This is a genomic window from Mycobacterium sp. IDR2000157661 (assembly GCF_022317005.1).
In the GTDB taxonomy this organism is placed as follows: domain Bacteria; phylum Actinomycetota; class Actinomycetes; order Mycobacteriales; family Mycobacteriaceae; genus Mycobacterium.
The window spans coordinates 522,224-543,063 of sequence record NZ_CP081006.1 but is presented as its reverse complement, the minus strand read 5'-3'; the positions used below and the strand labels follow the sequence as shown (position 1 = coordinate 543,063).

At 67.9% G+C, this 20,840-nt stretch carries 22 protein-coding genes; 14 read left to right on the top strand and 8 right to left on the bottom strand.

Translation table 11 applies throughout. The annotated features are described in order from the left end of the window. Window positions 1-123 precede the first annotated feature (123 nt). The 3 genes from groES (at window position 124) to K3G64_RS03465 (ending at window position 2,713) form a co-directional block, all read left to right on the top strand. Window positions 124-426, top strand: coding sequence for a co-chaperone GroES (groES, locus tag K3G64_RS03475; RefSeq protein ID WP_041310041.1), 303 nt, complete (start codon window positions 124-126; stop codon window positions 424-426). 78 nt (window positions 427-504) lie between these two features. Beyond that, window positions 505-2,130 (top strand): chaperonin GroEL, encoded by a 1,626-nt coding sequence (groL, locus tag K3G64_RS03470; RefSeq protein ID WP_238889006.1) that lies wholly within the window; start codon window positions 505-507, stop codon window positions 2,128-2,130. 232 nt (window positions 2,131-2,362) lie between these two features. Further along, window positions 2,363-2,713, top strand: coding sequence for a hypothetical protein (locus tag K3G64_RS03465; RefSeq protein WP_238889005.1), 351 nt, complete (start codon window positions 2,363-2,365; stop codon window positions 2,711-2,713). 32 nt (window positions 2,714-2,745) lie between these two features. On the opposite strand, the gene K3G64_RS03460 is transcribed toward K3G64_RS03465, so the two are convergent. Genes K3G64_RS03460 through K3G64_RS03445 form a run of 4 tightly spaced genes read right to left on the bottom strand, consistent with a single transcriptional unit; the run spans window position 2,746 to window position 6,344 of the window. After that, window positions 2,746-3,078: a YnfA family protein gene (locus K3G64_RS03460; protein ID WP_238889003.1), complete on the bottom strand. Its 333-nt coding sequence runs from the start codon at window positions 3,076-3,078 to the stop codon at window positions 2,746-2,748. Window positions 3,079-3,081: 3 nt separating this feature from the next. Further along, window positions 3,082-5,310, bottom strand: a complete 2,229-nt coding sequence (locus tag K3G64_RS03455) for a heavy metal translocating P-type ATPase (RefSeq protein WP_238889002.1) — start codon at window positions 5,308-5,310, stop codon at window positions 3,082-3,084. Next, window positions 5,303-5,680, bottom strand: a complete 378-nt coding sequence (locus K3G64_RS03450; RefSeq protein ID WP_238889000.1) for an ArsR/SmtB family transcription factor — start codon at window positions 5,678-5,680, stop codon at window positions 5,303-5,305. Before K3G64_RS03450 ends, K3G64_RS03455 begins: the two co-directional genes overlap by 8 nt. A gap of 28 nt (window positions 5,681-5,708) precedes the next feature. Then, a complete protein-coding gene (locus tag K3G64_RS03445) occupies window positions 5,709-6,344 on the bottom strand; it encodes a class I SAM-dependent methyltransferase (protein WP_238888999.1) in 636 nt (211 codons plus the stop codon). Window positions 6,345-6,453: 109 nt separating this feature from the next. Here K3G64_RS03445 and K3G64_RS03440 point away from each other — a divergent pair, with 109 nt between their 5' ends. Further along, window positions 6,454-7,353, top strand: coding sequence for a DUF4349 domain-containing protein (locus tag K3G64_RS03440; protein ID WP_238888998.1), 900 nt, complete (start codon window positions 6,454-6,456; stop codon window positions 7,351-7,353). Between the two features lie 15 nt (window positions 7,354-7,368). Here K3G64_RS03440 and K3G64_RS03435 read toward each other — a convergent pair whose 3' ends face one another. Further along, complete coding sequence (locus K3G64_RS03435; protein ID WP_069417027.1) at window positions 7,369-7,659, bottom strand: WhiB family transcriptional regulator; 291 nt, start codon at window positions 7,657-7,659, stop codon at window positions 7,369-7,371. Between the two features lie 399 nt (window positions 7,660-8,058). Here K3G64_RS03435 and K3G64_RS03430 point away from each other — a divergent pair, with 399 nt between their 5' ends. From K3G64_RS03430 to K3G64_RS03420, 3 genes are all read left to right on the top strand, one after another. Beyond that, complete coding sequence (locus tag K3G64_RS03430; protein ID WP_238888997.1) at window positions 8,059-8,853, top strand: hypothetical protein; 795 nt, start codon at window positions 8,059-8,061, stop codon at window positions 8,851-8,853. An 88-nt stretch (window positions 8,854-8,941) separates the two neighbouring features. After that, entirely contained in the window at window positions 8,942-9,520 is a 579-nt protein-coding gene (locus tag K3G64_RS03425) for a sigma-70 family RNA polymerase sigma factor (RefSeq protein WP_238888995.1), read from the top strand. Next, on the top strand, window positions 9,513-10,628 hold the full coding sequence (locus K3G64_RS03420; protein WP_238888993.1) for an anti-sigma-D factor RsdA: 1,116 nt from the start codon (window positions 9,513-9,515) through the stop codon (window positions 10,626-10,628). Before K3G64_RS03425 ends, K3G64_RS03420 begins: the two co-directional genes overlap by 8 nt. Before the next feature lie 20 nt (window positions 10,629-10,648). Here the strand turns inward: K3G64_RS03420 and K3G64_RS03415 are convergent, their stop codons facing one another. Beyond that, a complete protein-coding gene (locus tag K3G64_RS03415) occupies window positions 10,649-11,053 on the bottom strand; it encodes a DUF5319 domain-containing protein (RefSeq protein WP_067226169.1) in 405 nt (134 codons plus the stop codon). A gap of 168 nt (window positions 11,054-11,221) precedes the next feature. On the opposite strand from K3G64_RS03415, the gene guaB reads away from it, so the two are divergent. The 5 genes from guaB to phoU all read left to right on the top strand — a co-directional run bounded on the left by guaB (window position 11,222) and on the right by phoU (window position 16,702). Beyond that, entirely contained in the window at window positions 11,222-12,775 is a 1,554-nt protein-coding gene (guaB, locus tag K3G64_RS03410) for an IMP dehydrogenase (RefSeq protein ID WP_238888991.1), read from the top strand. A gap of 16 nt (window positions 12,776-12,791) precedes the next feature. After that, on the top strand, window positions 12,792-13,931 hold the full coding sequence (locus K3G64_RS03405; protein WP_238950385.1) for a GuaB3 family IMP dehydrogenase-related protein: 1,140 nt from the start codon (window positions 12,792-12,794) through the stop codon (window positions 13,929-13,931). A gap of 24 nt (window positions 13,932-13,955) precedes the next feature. Next, entirely contained in the window at window positions 13,956-14,153 is a 198-nt protein-coding gene (locus K3G64_RS03400) for a zinc-ribbon domain-containing protein (protein WP_238888990.1), read from the top strand. Window positions 14,154-14,222: 69 nt separating this feature from the next. Next, entirely contained in the window at window positions 14,223-15,959 is a 1,737-nt protein-coding gene (locus tag K3G64_RS03395) for a GMC oxidoreductase (RefSeq protein WP_238888989.1), read from the top strand. A gap of 83 nt (window positions 15,960-16,042) precedes the next feature. Next, a complete protein-coding gene (phoU, locus tag K3G64_RS03390; protein WP_238888988.1) occupies window positions 16,043-16,702 on the top strand; it encodes a phosphate signaling complex protein PhoU in 660 nt (219 codons plus the stop codon). Window positions 16,703-16,708: 6 nt separating this feature from the next. On the opposite strand, the gene K3G64_RS03385 is transcribed toward phoU, so the two are convergent. Together K3G64_RS03385 and K3G64_RS03380 are read right to left on the bottom strand one after the other, a co-directional pair. Next, window positions 16,709-19,063 carry a glycoside hydrolase family 65 protein gene (locus tag K3G64_RS03385; protein ID WP_238888986.1) on the bottom strand — a complete coding sequence of 785 codons (2,355 nt, stop codon included), beginning with the start codon at window positions 19,061-19,063 and terminating at the stop codon, window positions 16,709-16,711. Then, window positions 19,060-19,815: a beta-phosphoglucomutase family hydrolase gene (locus tag K3G64_RS03380; protein ID WP_238888985.1), complete on the bottom strand. Its 756-nt coding sequence runs from the start codon at window positions 19,813-19,815 to the stop codon at window positions 19,060-19,062. Before K3G64_RS03380 ends, K3G64_RS03385 begins: the two co-directional genes overlap by 4 nt. A 274-nt stretch (window positions 19,816-20,089) precedes the next feature. On the opposite strand from K3G64_RS03380, the gene K3G64_RS03375 reads away from it, so the two are divergent. Next, window positions 20,090-20,413 (top strand): CD225/dispanin family protein, encoded by a 324-nt coding sequence (locus tag K3G64_RS03375; RefSeq protein ID WP_238888984.1) that lies wholly within the window; start codon window positions 20,090-20,092, stop codon window positions 20,411-20,413. Continuing rightward, window positions 20,413-20,820, top strand: coding sequence for a DUF2752 domain-containing protein (locus K3G64_RS03370; protein ID WP_238950384.1), 408 nt, complete (start codon window positions 20,413-20,415; stop codon window positions 20,818-20,820). Before K3G64_RS03375 ends, K3G64_RS03370 begins: the two co-directional genes overlap by 1 nt. Window positions 20,821-20,840: the final 20 nt, after the last annotated feature.

The following is a 20,840-nucleotide window of genomic DNA, read 5'->3' as shown; positions in this document are numbered from 1 at the left end:
GGCGGCCAACCCCTGCGCCGGCACCCGCGACGACGGCGTATGGCTCGGGCGTTATGCCGAACACCTGGTAACTGAGGTCCGGGATCCCCCGGATCGACACCCGAACTAGTGGAGGGCTCCATCGTGGCGAGCGTGAACATCAAGCCACTCGAGGACAAGATCCTCGTACAGGCCAACGAGGCCGAGACCACGACCGCTTCCGGTCTGGTCATCCCGGACACCGCCAAGGAGAAGCCGCAGGAAGGCACCGTGGTCGCCGTCGGCCCCGGCCGCTGGGACGACGAGGGCGAAAAGCGCATCCCGCTGGACGTCTCGGAGGGCGACACCGTCATCTACAGCAAGTACGGCGGCACCGAGATCAAGTACAACGGCGAGGAGTACCTGATCCTGTCGGCGCGCGACGTGCTGGCAGTCGTCAACAAGTAAGCACCCGTGTACCGCCCCGGAAGTCCCCGTCATCACGGGTGATTTCCGGGGCGGCATGCGTACTAACGGAAGACAACGATGAGCAAGCAGATTGAGTTCAACGAAACTGCGCGTCGCGCAATGGAGGCCGGTGTCGACAAGCTCGCCGACGCGGTGCGGGTGACCCTGGGCCCGCGCGGTCGCAACGTGGTGCTGGCCAAGTCCTGGGGCGGGCCCACCGTCACCAACGACGGCGTGACCATCGCGCGCGAGATCGACTTGGAGGACCCGTTCGAGAACCTCGGCGCGCAGCTGGTGAAGTCGGTGGCCACCAAGACCAACGACGTCGCGGGCGACGGCACCACGACGGCCACCGTGCTGGCACAGGCGATCATCAAGGCGGGGCTTCGCAACGTCGCCGCGGGCGCCAACCCCATCGCACTCGGCTCGGGAATCGCCAAGGCCGCCGACGCAGTGTCGGAGGCCCTGCTGGCCTCGGCCACCCCGGTGTCGGACAAGAACGGCATCGCCCAGGTCGCGACGGTCTCGTCGCGGGACCAGCAGGTCGGCGAGTTGGTCGGCGAGGCGATGACCACGGTCGGCGCCGACGGTGTGGTGTCCGTCGAGGAGTCCTCGACGCTGAGCACCGAACTGGAGATCACCGAGGGTGTCGGCTTCGACAAGGGTTACCTGTCGGCCTACTTCATGACCGACTTCGACGCCCAGGAGGCGGTGCTCGAGGATGCGCTGGTGCTGATGCACCGCGAGAAGATCAGCTCGCTGCCCGACCTGCTTCCGCTGCTGGAGAAGGTCGCCGAGGCGGGCAAGCCGCTGTTGATCGTCGCCGAAGACGTTGAGGGCGAGGCGTTGTCGACGCTGGTCGTCAACGCCATCCGCAAGACCCTGAAGGCCGTCGCGGTCAAGGCGCCGTTCTTCGGTGACCGTCGCAAGGCGTTCCTCGACGACCTCGCCGTGGTGACCGGCGGGCAGGTCGTCAACCCCGACGTCGGGCTCGTGCTGCGTGAGGTCGGCCTCGAGGTGCTCGGCACCGCCCGGCGCGTCGTGGTGGACAAGGACAGCACGGTGATCGTCGACGGCGGTGGTACCAAGGACGCGATCGAGGCGCGCAAGGCTCAGCTGCGGGCCGAGATCGAGGGCAGCGACTCGGACTGGGACCGCGAGAAGCTCGAGGAGCGGTTGGCCAAACTGGCCGGCGGCGTTGCCGTCATCAAGGTCGGCGCGGCCACCGAGACCGACCTGAAGAAGCGCAAGGAAGCCGTCGAGGACGCGGTCGCGGCGGCCAAGGCCGCGGTCGAGGAGGGCATCATCGCCGGCGGCGGCGCCGCCCTGGTCAAGGCGCGTAGCTCCCTGGACACGTTGCGCGGCGAGCTGACCGGTGACGAGCGGCTAGGGCTCGAGGTGTTCGCCTCAGCGCTGTCCTCGCCGCTGTACTGGATCGCCACCAACGCCGGCCTGGATGGCTCCGTTGTCGTGAACAAGGTCACCGAACTTCCTGCGGGACAAGGCTTCAACGCCGCAACCCTGGAGTACGGCGATCTGTCGGCCGACGGTGTGGTCGATCCGGTCAAGGTGACCCGCTCGGCGGTGCTCAACGCCGCGTCGGTCGCCCGGATGGTGCTCACCACCGAGACGGCGATTGTCGAGAAGCCTGCCGAGGAGGAGGACGACGGCCACGGCCACGGCCATGGCCATCACCACCACTGACCATCACCACCACTGAGTAGTGACGAACGGCGCCCCCGGTCCTGTTGGGCCGGGGGCGCGTTCGTGGTGCAGTGGCCGGACGGATGTGCGCGAAATTAGCTAAATCGCAAATTCCACACCATCGGCCCTGGCTAACGGGTTACTTTAGACGCTCGTAGACCAGCTCGGTGGGCTGCCGGACGAACGGAACGGTGCCCTGGAGCACAGGTTTGTTCGAGAAGGGGGACCACTGATGATCACACTGTTGAGGAGACTTGTAGTCAGCACCTTGGTGACGGCCGTCGCCATGATCGGTCTGGCGACCGCGCCGGCGCTCGCGCAGAACCGCAACGTCGTCATCGTCAACGAAACGCGGCACACGATGGTCGAGTTCTACGCCTCGAACATCGGCCGCGACACCTGGGAGGAAGACATCCTCGGCCAGGACGTGCTGCCGGTCGGCCAGTCGGTCAACATCAACATCGACGACGGCAGCGGGGCCTGCCTGTACGACTTCAGAGCGATCTTCGATGACGGCGACGAGCTCGTGCGTAATCGCATCGACGTGTGCTCGATCAGTACGTACCGCTACACCGAGGAATAACGTCCCCTGGCATAGAGGGGCGCACCCGGCCGTCAGGCCCCTCGGGGCGCGTACATGATCACCGCGACTCCGGCCAGGCAGATCGACGCGCCGATGATGTCCCAGCGGTCGGGGCGGAAACCGTCGAGCACCACACCCCACAGCAGCGACCCGGCGACGAAGACGCCACCGTATGCCGCGAGAATCCGGCCGAAGTGCGCGTCGGGTTGCAGGGTGGCGACGAAGCCGTAGAGGCCGAGGGCAATGACTCCCAGGCCCGCCCACAGCCATCCGCGATGCTCGCGCACCCCTTGCCACACCAGCCACGCACCACCGATCTCCGCAAGCGCTGCCAGCGCGAAGAGCACGATCGAACGCACCACCATGGGCTAGGACTCTATGGGACGGTGCGTTGGCCGCGCGGCGCTGACGGCCTCGGTGAGCGCGTCGAGCACACCGGTACGTGATTCGGGCACGCTGACCGACATCACGACATCGGAACCCGACGCTGTGAACCGGAAGTCGAAGAACGTACAGCATTCCGTCTCCCGCGCCGCCAACTCGCGCGCGGTCTTCTCGGCATCGGCCGCCACCACCAGCACCAGCTTCGTCGCGCCGGTGCGCGTGTAGCCCAGCACCGAGTCGCGGAACAGCGCCGCGAACTCGGCCACCCGCAGGGGTTGCTCGGCGGTCGGCAACGAACATGAGTCGGGCACCCATGTCGAGAGTTTTGGTAGCGATTCGATCCGGGCGGCCCGAATTGCGTTGAGAATCACCAGCACCTCGGCCAGTTCATGGATGAAGACCACGGTCGCCAAGCCGAGCACGCCGAAGGCGGCCAACGGAATCAACGTCGCGATGAGGGCCAGCGACAGGCCGATGTTCTGCACCATGATGCGACGGGCCCGGCGGCTGTGGGTCAGCACCTGCGGCAGATGTCGCAGGTCCTCACCCATGAGCGCGACGTCGGCGGTCTCGATGGCCACGTCGGTTCCCATGGCGCCCATGGCGATTCCGATGTCCGCCGTTGCCAGCGCGGGTGCGTCGTTGACACCGTCACCGACCATCGCGACGGGACGTCCCCGCGAGAGTTCGGCGAGCAATCGGGCCTTGTCCTCGGGCAAGAGTTCGGCGTGGACGGTGTCGATACCCGCTTCGGCGGCGAGCGCCTCGGCGGTGCGCCGGTTGTCACCCGTGAGCATCGCCACCTCAGCCCCCATCCGCCGCAACTGCGCTACCACCTCGGCGGCCTCCGGTCGCAGCTCGTCGCGGACGGCGATGGCTGCCAACACCTCGGCGTCGCGTTCGAGGAGCACGACCGTAGCGCCTGCAGCCTGCAGTCGTACGACGTCGTCGGCGAGCGGGCCCGGATCGATCCAACCCGGCTTGCCGAGCCGAAGAGCGGATTCGCCCACCTGGCCGGTGATCCCGTGTCCGGCACGCGCGGACACACCGGCGGCCGGCGCCACGTCGTCGCCCGCAGCCGCCATGATCGCCTGGGCAAGCGGATGCTCGCTGCGCGACTCCACACCGGCGGCCATCCGCAACGCGTCCGTCTCGCTGATCCCGGAGGTGGTCACCGTCTCGATGACCTGCGGGCTGTTCTGGGTCAGTGTGCCGGTCTTGTCGAGGGCGATGACGGCGATGCGGCCCAACTCCTCGACGGCCGCCCCACCTTTGACGAGCGCACCCTGCCGGCTGGCAGCGCCGATGGCGGCCACGACGGTCAGCGGCACGGCGATGGCCAGGGCGCAGGGCGACGCCGCCACCAGGACCACGAGCGCCCGCTCCACCCAGACCGCTGGTTCGCCGAAAAGCGAACCGACACCGGCAACGGCCGCCGAAAGCGCCATGATCGCCGGGACGAGTGGACGGGCTATCCGGTCGGCCAGCCGTTGTCCGGAACCCTTGCGCTCCTGGGCGTCTTCGACGATGTGCACGATGCGCGCCAGTGAACTGTCCGAGGCGAGCGAGCTGACGGTGACTTCGATTGCGCCACCGCCGGTTATCGCACCGGCGTGCACCTCGCTGCCCGGCCCCGCCTCGACCGGCACCGACTCGCCCGTGATGGCCGACAGATTCAGGCTGGTGCTGCCCGCGGAGATGACACAGTCAGTGGCCGCGCGCTCGCCCGGCCGCAACACCATCACGTCGCCGACCACGAGCTCGCCCGGAGCGACAGTCATTTCGTGTCCGTCGCGGAGCACCGACACCGTCGGCGGCACGAGCGACAAGAGCGCGCGCAGCCCTCGGCGGGTGCGGGTCACCGCGTAGTGCTCGAGACCCTCGGCGATCGAGAACAGGATGGCGAGCAGTGCCGCCTCGGCGATCTGACCAAGCGCGACCGCCCCGATGGCCGCGATAGTCATCAAGGTGCCGACGCCGACGCGGCCATGTCTGAGATTGCGCACCGCCGCGGGGACGAACGTCGCTGCGCCGGCGGCGACGGCGGCCAATTCGATCGCCATCGCCACGCCCGGTGATCCGAGCCGACCGACGAGCCATCCTGCGAGTAGCAATACCGCTGCCAGCGCGGCCAGCTGCAACTCCCGTACGTGCCAGAGTTTCTCGGGACCCGCTTCGTCGCCCTGTTGAGTGCCGCAGCAATCGTCACACATGGCCGCTCTCCGGCGTCGCGGCTAGAGCCATCACGGTTTCGGCCAGCGCCCGGCCGCGTTCGGTGAGTCGATAGATGACCAACCGGCCCTGCCGTCGCGAGGTCACCATGCCCGCGACCTTGAGCTGGCGCAGATGGTGTGAGACCAGGTTCTGTGGCTGGCCCACGACCCAGGCCATATCGCAGACGCACGTCTCCTGACCGCGCAGCAGCGCAGCAGCGATCGTCAGTCGGGTCGGATCGCCCAAGGACCGGGCCGCCGCCGCCGCGTATTCCACCGTGTCCGCGGCAGGCAACGACGCACGGATCTCCTCGGCGTGCGGCAGATCAAGGCACAGCAGGTCGCAGTTGTCGTCGGGCGGGTCGCTCATGTTCACATACTAATGAATGTTGATATGACTACGGGTCAAGGGGCTTGCGGGCGACGAGGCGTTCGACCAGTCCCACCTTGAAGCGCTCGACCTGTTCGACGTCCATGCCCGCGGCCCGCACCCGAATTGAGGGCCGGCGCAGGAAGTGTTCGCCACCGAGCGGCACGGTGAACGTCTCCAGGAAACGCTGCACACCGCGCACGATCCGCGATGTGCTCGCGATGTGGTCGACGAGGATCAGCTTTCCGCCCGGTCGCAACACCCGGGTCATCTCGTTGATGGCCTTGACGTGGTTCGGGATCGCGCACAGCCCGAATGTGCAGACGACGGTGTCGAAGGAGGCGTCGGGGAACGGAAGCGAATGAGCGTCGGCCTGCTGCAGGGTGGCGGCGCGTCCCAGCTCGGCCGCGCGTTCGCGCGCTACGTCGAGCATGGCATCGCTCCAGTCGATACCGGTCAGCGTGACGTCTGTGGGGTAGGCCTCGAGGTTGAGCCCGGTGCCGACAGCGACCTCCAGCACCTCGCCGGTGGCTTGCCCGCACGCCCACGCTCTTGAGTCGCCGAACAGGTGCCGGTCGAAGAAGCCCATCTGCCGGTCATAGGAGCGCGAGTGCTTGTCCCAATAGCGTTGCCAACGGGCGGTCCGGTTGTCGGTCGAAGTCACGGTGATTCAACTCCTCTCGTTGTCTCGAGGATACGAATACCTGTCAGCGACGATCACCGGGACGATCGGGCACGATCGCCGTGCGAGCCCCGCGGGCTAGATTTCGGCTATGACACAACTGTCGCGATGGTCGGCTGTGCGCATCGCCGTCCTGCTCGCCGGTGTGATCACGCTCAGCCTGTTCACCGCGTGTACCGGCACGCCGGATCGGCCCGCTCAGGCTCCGGGCGGAACGGCCGAAGTCGCCGGGGCGCCTCCGCCGCAGGACATGCCCCAGCCGCCGACGGCCGAGCGCGACGTGGTGAGGACCGCGTCGATGACCATCACGGTGGCCGATCCCACCGAGGCCGCGGACAACGCCGCCGCAATCGTCGACGACATGCAGGGGCGGGTCGACAGCCGCTCCGACGACGCCGGCTCGGGCACCGGCAGGGCCCACACCTCGGTGGTCCTCCGGGTGCCCGCCGCCGCCCTCGACGAGGCAATGGCCCGACTCAAGGCGCTGGGCACCGTCGAACGCGCCGAGATCACCACCGAGGACGTCACCACGCAGCGCGTCGACCTCGACGCCCGGATCAGGGCGCTGCAGACCTCGGTCGACCGGTTGCTCGCGATGATTCGCGACGCCGACGATCCCGACGCGCTGATCAAGGCAGAGGACGCGTTGTCGGAGCGCCAGGCCGAACTCGACAGCCTGCGTGCACAACGGGAGGCCCTCGGCGACCGCATCGACTACAGCACCGTCGATGTCAGCTTCGTCGCCGCCACGATCGGCGGGCCGGCGCCCGAGGAGTACCGCGGTTTTCTGGGCCAGATCGAGCGGGGATGGGACGCCCTGGTGTCCGTGGTCGGCAACCTGGTTCTGCTGTTCGGTCTGCTGCTGCCCTGGCTGGGGGTGGCCGCTGTCGCCGCAGGCATCGCCTTCGGCGTCGTGCGACTGTTCACCCGCCGATCCTCATCCGGCGGCGCCGAGACCGCGCCCGCCCGTCAGTCGGCGGGTGAGGACTGAGACCTCGTCACCCGCTCAGGACGCGCGCCGGATGCCGCGTTTGAGCAAAAGCTCACGCTCGGATTCCGACAGCCCGCCCCAGATGCCGTAGGGCTCGCCCACGGCCAGCGCGTGGGAGCGACACTGGGCGATCACCGGGCAACGCCGGCACATCTCCTTGGCACGCATTTCCCGCTGCGCGCGTGCGCGGCCCCGCTCGCCGTCGGGATGGAAGAACATCGACGAGTCGACGCCCCGGCAAAGTCCGGCCATCTGCCAATCCCAGATATCGGCGTTGGGCCCGGGAAGTTGTTGTGGCTGTGGCATTGGAAAACCCCTCTCTACGCATCGATTTCGTGATCGAACGAATGCGTGAGTTTCAAACCCGATCCGAGCACAAGTCGCCGATGACGGCTCGTGCACACAACGTAGAGGCGCTTAGGAAATTCCGTCAATAGCCCGAACATGTGCTCATCGACATAACGGCAGGCCAAGAATTTACACGCCGTTCATCTTTGCGACGCTTCAGCAACTCGAACGGTGCTACGCAAACGTAGCCGACTCGACGCGGTTCCGCATTTCTGCTGTTCGCGTTAATTCGTCTATTTCCAGTTATTTCGCCTGGCTTACATGGAGTTAACATCGTCAGCACCAACTGTTAACTTCTCGCCGATGCCCGCCGCCTTTACCGCTGCCCGATCGCCCGATTGATAGCGTCGCGACTCGATGTCCGTGGACGAGGTGCTGGCCAACGTCGCGTTCGGCGACGACCCGGGTCGGTGGCCGCTGCCCGCGGCCTCGTCGGCGCGCGAACTGTGGTTGCGGGCCGTCGCCGCGGGCGGACAGGGCCGCTATGCCAGCGCCCGCGCCGATCTCGCACGGCTGTGCCGCACCCGCGGCGGCGCCGAACCGCAGGCATCGTTGGTGTCGCTCGCCCACAGCACATGGGCCTCCTTCTTGAGACAACTCGGCGGGCACACCGAGGCCCGCTCGTGGGACGGCCGGGCGGTGGTGCTCGGGCGACTGGACCCGGAGGCGACCGCGGACGCGTTGATCGGCCTGGCCGCCGACGCGCTCGGCGTCGGCCGGCTCGCTGCTTCTTCGACGGCTTTGCAGCGCGCCGGCGATGTGGCCAGGGGAACGCCAAGGCTGCGGGTGCGTCAGGCGTGGGTATCGGCCGAACTGGCGATGGTGCGTGGTGAGGGTCCCCCGGCCGTCGACCATGCCGAGCGCGCCGTGGCGCATGCCCGGGACTTCGGATCGGCCCGCCATGCGGTCAAGTCGTCGCTGGTGCTGGCGGCCGCCCGGTGCAGCTGCGGTGATCTCGACACCGCCCGCTCGGTGGCCGACACCGCGTTGGAGGAAACCGACCGACTCGGAATGATCCCGCTGCGCTGGGCGTTGGCCAGCCTGCTGGTCGACATCGGCAGCGCGCGGCACTCGCCCGAGGAGATGGTTCGGCTGCGCGACGACTGCGCCATTACAGTGCGGCAACGGGGCGGTCTGTGGTCGGTGCGGTGACCGGGTCGCCGCACAACCGAAAGTTATTGTTTAGCTGAGCCACCCCTCGGGTTGAGGCCCGTTCGTAACGTTGGAGAGATCGCCTGCGATGACAAATTCGGGAGAACGTCTCGATGCTGTCGTTGCTGAGGCTGTGGCAGGGAACCGTGACGCACTCCGGGAGGTGCTGGAGACCATCCGTCCGATCGTTGTTCGGTACTGCCGGGCAAGGGTCGGGTCGACCGAACGTAGTGGCCTCTCAGCAGACGACGTTGCGCAGGAGGTTTGCTTGGCCGCCATCACGGCGCTGCCGCGTTACAAGGATCAGGGACGCCCGTTCCTGGCCTTCGTCTACGGCATTGCCGCCCACAAGGTTGCTGACGCGCATCGCGCAGCGGCCAGGAACCGCTCAGACCCGACCGATGTCGTGCCGGAGCGATCCTCGCTGGACGCCGGCCCAGAGCAGATGGCCCTCGACGCTGAAGCGTCCGCCCGGATGAACAAGCTGCTGGCCGTGCTGCCCGACAAGCAGCGCGAGATCCTCATTCTTCGCGTGGTGGTCGGCATGAGCGCCGAGGAGACCGCCGACGCCGTCGGTAGCACGCCGGGTGCGGTGCGCGTCGCCCAGCATCGTGCGTTGGCGCGGTTGAAGGCCCAGATCATCTCGACGGGGCCCGAGCATGCCTGACTTCGGACGATGGACTTCAAACGGGGGCGATCCCTCGCTCAACGAGATCAACCGCACCGATCGGTTCCTCGATTCGCTTGCCGCACAGCAGTCGGTGTACTCAACCGATCCGGGTGAGGCCGAGTTGGCGAATCTGCTCGCCGGTTGGCGTGACGAGGTTCGGGACGCGCCGCTGACCGCGGCGCTGACACCGCGCGATGCGGTGCTGGCGCTGGACCGGGCGACGATGTCGCGCCGACGCACGCGTACGTCACTGGCGGTCGTCGGATCGCTGGCCGCTGCCGTGCTGTGCCTCGGCGGCTTCGGTGCGGTGATCGCCGGTGCCGGACCGGGCGACGCGCTCTACGGCTTGCGCACGATGCTGTTCGGCGAGCAGCAGGCCCGCGACGACGCGGTGGTGCTGGCCGCGCAGACCCAACTGGCCGAGGTCGAGCAGCTGATCGAGCAGGGTCGGTGGGAGGCCGCGCAGGACAAGCTGCAGACGGTGACCACGACCGTCGCGACGGTCGACGACAACCAGCGCAAGGAAGAACTGGTCAGCCAGTGGCAGGAGCTGACGGTCAAGGTGGAGGCGAAGGACCCCGAGGCCACCATCCCGCCGGGTGCTCCGCTGCCGCAGTTACCCGTGATCGTCCTGCCCGGATCGGGCGCCGAGGTGACGTCGCCGGTCACGGTCACCACCACGCCGGGCGACGAGGTCACCTCACCGTCCGCGCCGCCCACCTCGGTGCCGTCGACGTCCCCGACGTCCCCGACTTCACCGACGTCAGGGCCGTCCACGCCGCTGCCGACGCCCTCCGGTCAGCTGCCGACGCCGTCCGGTCAGCTGCCGACGCCGTCCGCGCCATTGCCGACCCCCTCGCCGTCGCCTAGGCAGCAGCCCACGCCAACCACGCCGTCGGCGACGACTCCGTTGTCGACACCGCAGCCGACCTTGACATCCACAGTGGCCGCACCGACGGAAGCGCCGTCGCCGACATCGAGCGTGCGGCCCTCAGAGGTGGCGCAGGAGGAACCGTCGGAGGAGGCTCCGGTGGTTCAGGTACCGCAGACGGTGGTCACCACCACGATCGTGCTACCCGATCCGGACAGCGACCCGAGCGGATAGGGACGACCTGTGACCGACGCTCAGCGGTAGCCGTCGGTCTCCGAGGTCGCCTCGTTGAGCGACGCGTCGGCGTAGCCACGGCAGTAGTCCCAGGTCACGTAAGCGTCCGGCTCCGGATCGTAGGCCGGCTCGTGCGGACGTACGGTGCCGTCGACCAGCAGTTGCAGCAGGTTCGCGCGCAACATGTCCCAGTCGTGGTAGTGATCCTGCTGGCATTCGTCGCAGCAGACCACCAGGCCGCGGATCCCCTTGTGCGCCAGAAGCGCCTCGTAGACCGCCAGGTCGGCCAGGTCGGCCTCGACCGCGGTGCGCTCCTGCGGATCCAGCGGCTGACCGGGCTCCAGGGCGTCCAGGGCCGCCGAGGGGTCGCACGGGTCGTCGGCGAACGGGTCGGGCGGCAAACCCGGTGGCAGGTGATCACGCACGAGTCCACACTACGCAGCCACCGTCAGATCGCGCCAGCCGTTGAGCGGCATGGCGCACCCGTGTTCGACCCCCAGTGTGGCACCGAACCGCAGACGTCATTGTCGATAAGATGGGCGTCTAGCTCGACGACTGTGCTCGGCTGTGTTTTGTTACGGAAGGCCCCATCCATGTCGATCGCCGAAAGCGCCATCCCCATCGCGGTGCCGGTCCCGACCGGCGGCGATGACCCGACGAAAATCGCGATGCTCGGCCTGACCTTCGACGATGTGCTGCTGCTGCCCGCGGCCTCCGATGTGGTGCCCGCGACCGCCGACACCTCCAGCCAGCTGACCCGCCGGATCCGGTTGAAGGTGCCGCTGGTCAGTTCGGCGATGGACACCGTGACCGAGGCGCGGATGGCCATCGCGATGGCCCGGTCGGGCGGCATGGGCGTGCTGCACCGCAACCTGCCGGTGGCCGAGCAGGCCGGTCAAGTGGAGACGGTCAAGCGCTCGGAGGCCGGCATGGTCACCGATCCCGTCACGTGCTCGCCGGACAACACGTTGGCCGAGGTCGACGCGATGTGCGCGCGGTTCCGCATCTCCGGTCTGCCTGTCGTCGACGATACCGGTGCGCTTGTCGGGATCATCACCAACCGCGACATGCGTTTCGAAGTCGACCAGTCCAAGCCCGTTTCCGAGGTGATGACCAAGGCGCCACTGATCACCGCGCACGAAGGCGTCTCGGCCGAAGCTGCGCTGGGGCTGTTGCGCCGCAACAAGATCGAGAAACTCCCGATCGTCGACGGCGGGGGCAAGCTGACCGGACTCATCACCGTCAAGGACTTCGTCAAGACCGAGCAGTTCCCGTTGGCCACCAAGGACAGCGATGGCCGGCTGCTGGTCGGCGCCGCCGTCGGGGTGGGTGAGGACGCCTGGACGCGCGCGATGACGTTGGCCGATGCCGGCGTCGACGTACTGGTCGTCGACACCGCCCACGCCCACAACCGCGGCGTGCTGGACATGGTGCGTCGCGTGAAGAGCACGGTCGGCGACCGCGTCGACGTGATCGGCGGCAACGTTGCGACGCGCGCCGCGGCGGCCGCACTGGTCGAATCGGGCGCCGATGCGGTGAAGGTGGGCGTCGGTCCCGGCTCGATCTGCACCACCCGCGTGGTCGCCGGAGTCGGCGCGCCGCAGATCACCGCGATCTTGGAGGCAGTGGCAGCCTGTCGTCCTTACGGTGTGCCGGTGATCGCCGACGGCGGGTTGCAGTACTCGGGTGACATCGCCAAGGCCCTCGCCGCGGGCGCGTCGACGGCGATGCTCGGGTCCCTGCTGGCCGGCACTGCGGAGTCGCCGGGTGAGCTGATCTTCGTCAACGGCAAGCAGTTCAAGAGCTACCGCGGCATGGGCTCGCTGGGCGCCATGCAGGGCCGCGGTGCGGCGGGCAACCTGCGCGGCTCGTATTCCAAGGACCGCTATTTCCAGGACGATGTGCTCTCCGAGGACAAGCTGGTGCCCGAGGGCATCGAGGGCCGGGTACCGTTTCGTGGTCCGCTGGCGACGGTGATCCACCAGCTCACCGGCGGCCTGCGTGCGGCCATGGGGTACACCGGCGCGGCGAGCATCGAACAGCTTCAGCAGGCGCAGTTCGTCCGGATCACCGCCGCGGGGCTCAAGGAGAGCCATCCGCACGACATCACCATGACCGTCGAGGCGCCCAACTACTACACCCGCTAGGACGGTCATGCGCGACCTGGTTGAGATCGGCATGGGCAGAACCGCCCGCCGCACATACGAACTCGACGACATCAACATCGTTCCGTCCCGGCGGACCCGTTCGTCGAAGGATGTCTCGACGGCCTGGCAGCTCGACGCCTACCGCTTCGAGATCCCGGTGTTGTCACACCCGACCGATGCGCTGGTGTCGCCGGAGTTCGCCATCGAGTTGGGCCGGCTAGGCGGCCTGGGAGTGCTCAACGGCGAGGGCCTGATCGGCAGGCACGCCGACGTCGAGGCAAAGATCGCGCAGGTGGTCGAGAAGGCAGCGGCTGCCTCCGCCGAACCGTCCGCGGCGATCCGGATGCTCCAGCAACTGCATGCCGCACCGCTCGACCCGGACCTGCTGGCCGCGGCCGTCGGGCGGATCCGCGACGCCGGCGTGACGACGGCGGTGCGCGTCAGCCCGCAGAACGCCCGTGCGCTGACCCCGGGTCTGGTGGCCGCCGGCATAGACCTCCTGGTGATCCAGGGCACGATCATCTCCGCCGAACGCGTCAACCAGGATCACGCAGGCGGTGAGCCGCTCAATCTCAAGACCTTCATCTCCGAACTGGACGTGCCGGTGGTCGCCGGTGGGGTGCTCGACCACCGCACCGCGTTGCACCTGATGCGTACGGGCGCGGCGGGTGTGATCGTCGGTTACGGCTCGACGAGCGGAGTCACCACAAGCGACGAGGTGCTCGGCATCAGCGTGCCGATGGCCACCGCGATCGCCGACGCCGCCGCCGCGCGCCGTGAGTACCTCGACGAGACGGGCGGGCGCTACGTCCACGTGCTCGCCGACGGCGACATGCACAGCTCCGGTGACCTGGCCAAGGCAATCGCGTGCGGGGCCGACGCCGTGGTCCTCGGCACGCCACTGGCCAGCGCGGCCGAGGCATTGGGCGACGGTTGGTTCTGGCCGGCCGCCGCGGCGCACCCCTCGCTGCCGCGCGGTGCGTTCCTGCAGGTGGCGGTCGGCGAGCGGCCGTCGCTCGAGCAAGTGCTCACCGGACCGTCCGACGATCCGTTCGGTTCGCTCAACCTCGTCGGCGGCCTGCGCCGCTCCATGGCCAAGGCCGGGTACTGCGACCTCAAGGAGTTCCAGAAGGTCGGGCTGACGGTCGGGAGCTGAGGCGCCGCTCTCTAGGCTGGTGCGGTGCTCTTCATCTTCGGTCTCGGCACCAAACAGAAGCTCCTCGGGGCGGGGGAGGTGCGGACCTGCCCACGCTGCCACAACACCACGCAATGGTCGAGGATGCGGCAGTTCAAGCAGTTCACGCTGTTCTTCGTCCCGATTGCCCGCTGGAACCGCCGGCAGTTCGAGCTGTGCGGCATCTGCGGAGCAGCCATCTGAGGGGGAACTTCTTTACAAGTTAGGCATCCCTGTCATGAAGCTACCTCTCGGTAACGCCATAATGGGCCGATGCAGCCTGACTATGACGTTCTGGTGATCGGCTCCGGTTTCGGCGGCAGCGTCACCGCGCTGCGGCTGACCGAGAAGGGCTACCGCGTCGGCGTCCTGGAAGCCGGCAGGCGCTTCGCCGACGAGGACTTCGCCAAGACGTCGTGGAACCTGCGGAAATTCCTGTGGGCACCGCGTCTCGGGATGTACGGCATCCAGCGCATCCACCTGCTGCGCAATGTCATGATCCTGGCCGGTGCGGGAGTCGGCGGCGGATCGCTGAACTACGCCAACACCCTCTACGTGCCCCCCGATCCGTTCTTCAACGATCCCCAGTGGAAGGACATCACCGACTGGCGCGCCGAGTTGATGCCGCACTACGACCAGGCGCAGCGGATGCTCGGCGTGGTGACCAATCCGACCTTCACTGATGCCGACCGGGTGATGAAGGCGGTCGCAGACGACATGGGCGTCGGAGACACGTTCGTGCCCACGCCGGTCGGGGTCTTCTTCGGTCCCGACGGCACCAAGGCGCCGGGTCAGAAGGTGCCCGACCCCTACTTCGGCGGTGCAGGCCCCGAACGCACCGGCTGCATCGAGTGCGGCTCGTGCATGACCGGTTGTCGCTACGGCGCCAAGAACACTCTGCTCAAGAACTACCTCGGCCTCGCCGAAAGTGCTGGCGCGCAAGTCATTCCGATGACCACCGTCACCGGCTTCGAGCAGCGGCCCGACGGATTGTGGGAGGTGCGCACCGCCAGAACGGGTGCGTGGCTGCGGCGCAGGCGCAAGACCTACACCGCGCAACACGTGGTGCTGGCCGCAGGCACCTGGGGCACGCAGCGACTGCTGTTCAACATGCGGGACAAGGGCAGGTTGCCGCGGCTGTCGGCCAAGCTCGGCGTGCTGACCCGCACCAATTCCGAATCGATCGTCGGGGCCGGGCGGCTGGCGGTGGCGCCGGATCTGGATCTGACCCACGGGGTGGCGATCACCTCGTCGATCCATCCGACTCCCGACACGCACGTCGAACCGGTGCGCTACGGCAAGGGCTCGAACGCGATGGGGCTACTGCAGACCCTGATGACCGACGGCGCGGGCCCGGAGGGCACCGATGTCGCGCGCTGGAAGCAATTGCTGGTCAACGCCAAGGCGGATCCCCGGGGCACCGCGCGGTTGCTCAACCCGCGTCGGTGGAGCGAGCGCACGATGATCGCGCTGGTCATGCAGCACCTGGACAATTCAATCACCACCTTCACCAAGCGCAACCGGTTCGGCCTCCGGCGGTATCTGAGCAAGCAGGGGCACGGTGCACCGAATCCGACCTGGATCCCGGTAGGTAACGAGGTGACCCGGCGGATCGCCGAGAAGATCGACGGCGTTGCGGGCGGCACCTGGGGCGAACTGTTCAACATCCCGCTCACCGCCCACTTCCTGGGCGGCGCGGCCATCGGCGAAAGCCCGGAGTGCGGGGTCATCGACCCGTATCACCGGGTGTACGGCTACCCGACCCTTTCGGTGCACGACGGCGCGGCGATCTCGGCGAACCTGGGTGTCAACCCGTCGCTGTCGATCACCGCGCAGGCCGAGCGGGCCGCGGCGCTCTGGCCCAACAAGGGCCAGGAGGATCCGCGGCCGTCCCAGGGGGAGCCGTACCGGCGGCTGCAGCCGGTGCCGCCGCAGCATCCGGTCGTTCCCGCCGACGCGCCGGCAGGCCTGCGGTGGTTGCCGATCGAACCGGTCACATCGGCTGGTTAGAAATGACGAAAAGCGGGTAGAAGAGCCGTTTTGAGAGGGCCGGGCGTCAAGCTCGGTGGCTCCGCGGCGAGAGGAGTCCGGCGATGCGTACCGCTTTCCACGAGGAACTGGCAGGCCTGTGCGCCCGGCTCGGCGAGATGTGTGGCCTGGCGGTCAGCGCGATGGAACGTGCGACCGAGGCGCTGCTCGAAGCCGACCTGTCGCTGGCCGAGCAGGTCATCGCCGACCATGAGCACATCACCGCGCTGAACCGGCACACCGAGGAGACGGCGCTGCGGCTGCTGGCCCTGCAGCAACCCGTCGCGGGCGACCTGCGCACCATCGTGGGTTCCATCCACATCGCCGCCGACATCGACCGGATGGGGGCGCTGGCGGTGCACGTGGCGAGCATCTCGCGGCTGCGACATCCGGACTGTGCGTTGCCCGCCGACGTCCGAGCAAGCTTCGCCGACATGGGTTCGATGGCCGTGAAGCTCGCCCGCACCGCGCAGGAAGTGCTGTTGTCGCGGGACCCCGAGAAGGCCGCGCGACTGCGCGACGAGGACGACGCCGTCGACAAGGAGCACAAGCAGCTGTTCACGCTGTTGATAGACCACAAGTGGCAGGACGGGGTGTGCTCGGCGGTCGACGTGGCGCTGCTCGGCCGCTATTACGAACGGTTCGCCGACCACGCGGTCGAGATCGGCAAGCGCGTGGTCTTCGAGGCCACCGGCGGGCTACCGCTGGGCAAGCAGATGGCGTAGCCGCGCTCAGTGTTTGCGTCGGCGCAGCGGTTCACGACCGGGCGGCTGTTTGGGCTGCGGTAGCAGCGGTTCCCGGCGCTCGATGGCCACCGTCGTCGGCTGCTCGGTGGTCAATTCCAGGTCCTTACCGGCGTGCTGGATCTCCAGCCTGGAGTCCGGCCCGTCGCGCAGGGCATAGGTGACCTCCTCGTGGCTGACGTCGACGGTGATGCGGAAGTTGCGCCACCGCAACCGGAATCGCAGCCGCGCGATGCTGTCGGGAAGCTGTGGGTCGAGCGAGAGCAGGCCTTCGTCGTCGCGCAGCCCGCCGAACCCGGCCACCAGCGCGGTCCACGCCCCGGCCAGTGACGCCATGTGCAGGCCGTCGCGGGTGTTGTGGTGCAGGTCGCGCAGGTCGATCAGCGCCGCTTCGTGCGCATAGTCGTGGGCGAGTTCCAGGTGACCGACCTCGGCGCACATCACCGCCTGCGTGCAGGCCGACAGCGACGAGTCGCGGGTGGTGCGCCGTTCGTAGTAGTCGACGTTGCGGGCCTTCTGTTCGGCGGTGAAGGCGTGCCCCTGCATGTGCATCGCGAGCACCAGGTCGGCCTGCTTGAGCACCTGCGCCGGATAGAGGCGGACGTAGGGCTCGTTCAGCAGCAGGGGATAGGTGGTGTTCTCGGTGAAGTTCCACTCGCGCAAGGTGGTGAAGCCGTCACACTGCGGGTGTACACCGAGTTCCTCGTCGAACGGGATGTGCGCCGAATCGGCCGCGTCCCGCCAGGCGGCCATCTCCTCGGTCGTGACGCCCATCGCCTGCGCGGCCTCGGGATGACGCAGGCAGGCCCCGGCCGCGCTGCGCAGGTTGTGCGCGGCCATCAGGTTGGTGAACACGTTGTCACGCACCACGGCCGTGTACTCGTCGGGGCCCGTCACACCGTCGATGTGCCACACCCCGTGCCGATCGTGCTGACCGAGCGACGCCCACAACCGAGCGGTCTCCACCAGAACCTGTAGGCCGCATTCGGCCTCCAGGGTGTCGTCGCCGGTGACGATGCGATACCGCTCGAAGGCCATCGCGATGTCGGCGTTGACGTGGAAACCCGCGGTGCCCGCCGGCCAGTACGCCGAGCACTCCTGCCCGCGGATCGTGCGCCACGGGTAGGCGGCGCCCTCGAGGTCCAGCAGAGCCGCGCGCTCCTTGGCCATCGGCAGGATCGAGGCGCGCCAGCGCAGCGCATCCGCAGCCGCCGAGGGCTGGGTGTAGGTGAGCACCGGAAGCACGTATCCCTCGGTGTCCCAGAACGCGTGGCCGTCGTAGCCGGTGCCGGTCAGGCCCTTGCCGGGGATCGCCCGGCGTTCGGCCCGTGCGCTGGACTGCAGGACGTGAAACAGACCGAACCGCACCGCCTGCTGGGAGTCGGGGTCGCCCTCGACCTCGACGTCGGCCCCGTCCCAGAAATCGGCGAGGTAGGCGCGCTGCGCGTCGAGCAGGCCCTGCCATCCGGTGTAGCGGGCGCTGCTCAGCGCCGCCGCCGCTTGATCGCGCAATGCCGGCCTGGACCGCAGGCTGGACCAGCCGTATGCCAGATACTTGACGATCCGCAACCGTTGACCGGGCCGTAGACCGCAGATGACCGTGGTGTTGGCCCAGTCCATGCCCGCTCCGGTGGTGACCTCCACACGTCCGGGGACCTCGACGTCGTGGTCCATCGCGGCGGCCATCAACAGCTTGCTGCCCCTGGTGCGGTGCAGCAGGATCGCGCCACGCTCGGAGTGTTCGTGCTGCACCGGCTCCAGCGGCTTGTCCAGCACAGCCGCGACTCGCGGATCGTGCGACGACGAGGGTTGCTCCTCGTTGGCCACCAGCTCGGACTGAACGGTGACCCGGACGAATTCGTCGAGCGCCTCGACGACGTACTCGATCGCGGCCACGCTGCGCTGGGTCAGCGAAACCAGCCGTGTCGAAAGGACTTTCACCCGCTTACCGGCCGGTGAGCACCAGTGTGCGACCCGCTTGAGCGTACCCGCGCGCAGGTCGAGGACGCGTTCGTGCTCGAGCAGCGAGCCGTACCGGACGTCGAAGGGTTCGTCGTCGACGAGCAGCCGCATCAACTTGCCGTTCGTGACGTCGACGACTGTCTGACCGGCCTCGGGGTAGCCGAAGCCTGCTTCGGCATACGGCAGCGGCCGGACCTCGTAGAAGGAGTTGAGATAGGTGCCGGGCAGCGCATGCGGCTCACCCTCGTCGAGATTGGCGCGCATCCCGATGTGTCCGTTGGACAGCGCGAACAACGATTCGGTCTGCGCGAGTATGCCGAGATCGAGTTCTGTCTCGCGGACCTGCCACGGCTCGATGGGGAAGACGTCTCCGCTGATCATGACGTCATCAACTCGGCGAGGTCGGTGACCACCACGTCGGCCCCGTTGGCGCGCAGCGCGTCTGCCTGCCCGACCCGGTCCACGCCCACCACCAACCCGAAATCGCCTGCGCGGCCGGCCGCCACTCCGGAGATCGCGTCCTCGAAGACCGCACCCTCGCCCGGTGCGACGCCGAGCAGTTGCGCGGCTCGCAGGAAGGAATCGGGCGCCGGCTTCCCCGCGATGTTCTGCTCGCGCAGCACCACGCCGTCGACACGATGTTGCACGAATCGGTCCAGACCGGTCAGTTCGAGTACTTGGCGGGTGTTCGCACTCGATGACACCACGGCGGTGCCCAGACCCGACTGTGCCACCGCCTCCAGATAACGGCGCGAGCCCTCGAATACGTCGACACCGTCGCGATGCAGCACCTCGTTGAACAACACGTTCTTGCGGTTGCCCAGCCCGTTGACCGTCTCGGCCTGCGGGTCGTCGTCGGGTTCGCCGTCGGGCAACTCGATTCCGCGGCTGGTCAGAAAGGACCGCACGCCGTCTCCGCGCTTCTTGCCGTCCACGTAGGTGAGATAGTCGGCATCGACGTCGAACGGGACGAACGCCGTACCGGTGCGTTCCGCACGGTCACGCAAGAAGTCGTCGAACATCGCCTGCCACGCCTTCTTGTGCACGCTCGCGGTGTCGGTCAGCACGCCGTCGAGATCGAACAGCACGGCGCGGATCTGATCGGGCAGCCCTAGCCTGCGATTGTCTGGCACAACGTCTCCATTCCCTTAATCGCGCGTGGACATACTCGGCCGTCGATGAACTTTCCCATGCAGACGCTGCGGTCGTCACGGTGTGGCCGAGATGCCGGACCCGGCGCGAAGCTGCCCCGAGGGCTTCCGGTGAGGATTGTTCGTCGTATTCCGTTATGCGACGGGGCTTCCGCGCAGGAAAGCCGCGCGCACAGCAAACCGGTGGCCTATATTGAGCGAGCTTGTCGTTCGGGTCGCCGATACCGCACGATGCCACTCGAGAAAAGGAAACGCCATGAGCTATCCGCCCCAGCAGCCGCCGCCTCCCGGGTACGGCGGTTACGGCGCCTGGCAGGGTGGCGCGCCCGGACAACAGCCGGACACCAACCTGGTGTGGGGCATCCTGGTCACCGTCCTGTGCTGTCTGCCGTTCGGCATCGTGTCGATCATCAACGCCGCCAAGGTGTCGGGGCTGTGGGCGCAGGGCCAGTACGCGCAGGCCCAGAAGGCGTCCGACGACGCCAAGAAGTGGGCGATTTACGGTGCGATCGCCGGTGTGGTCGTCGGGATCATCTACGCCGTCATCGTGTTCGCGGGCGGCATGTCCTACAGCATGTGATGCGCCTACGCCCGTTCGCCGCACCGCTGGCGGTCGCCGCCGCCGCGGTCGGCGGGTGTGCCCTCATCTGGCTGGCCGATCCCACGGTTCCCGGCGGGCTGCTGCCCGTCTGCCCGACCAAGGCGCTGCTGGGCATCGACTGCCCCGGTTGCGGCAGCCTGCGGATGATCTACTCGCTGCTGCACCTGGACGTGCCGGCGGCGGCGCGGTTCAACCTGCTCGGTGTGCTCGCGGTGGTGCTGCTGTCGTGGGCGTACGCGACGTGGGTATACGGCCGGGCGGTCGGCAGGACGATGCGCGGCTGGCAGCATCTGCGATGGTCCGCGCCGACGGCGCTGGTGCTCACCCTGGCGTGGTTTGCGGTGCGCAACTTGCCGTTTGAGCCCTTCACCGCGCTGCAGGTGTGAGCGTGGCGCAGCCAACTAGA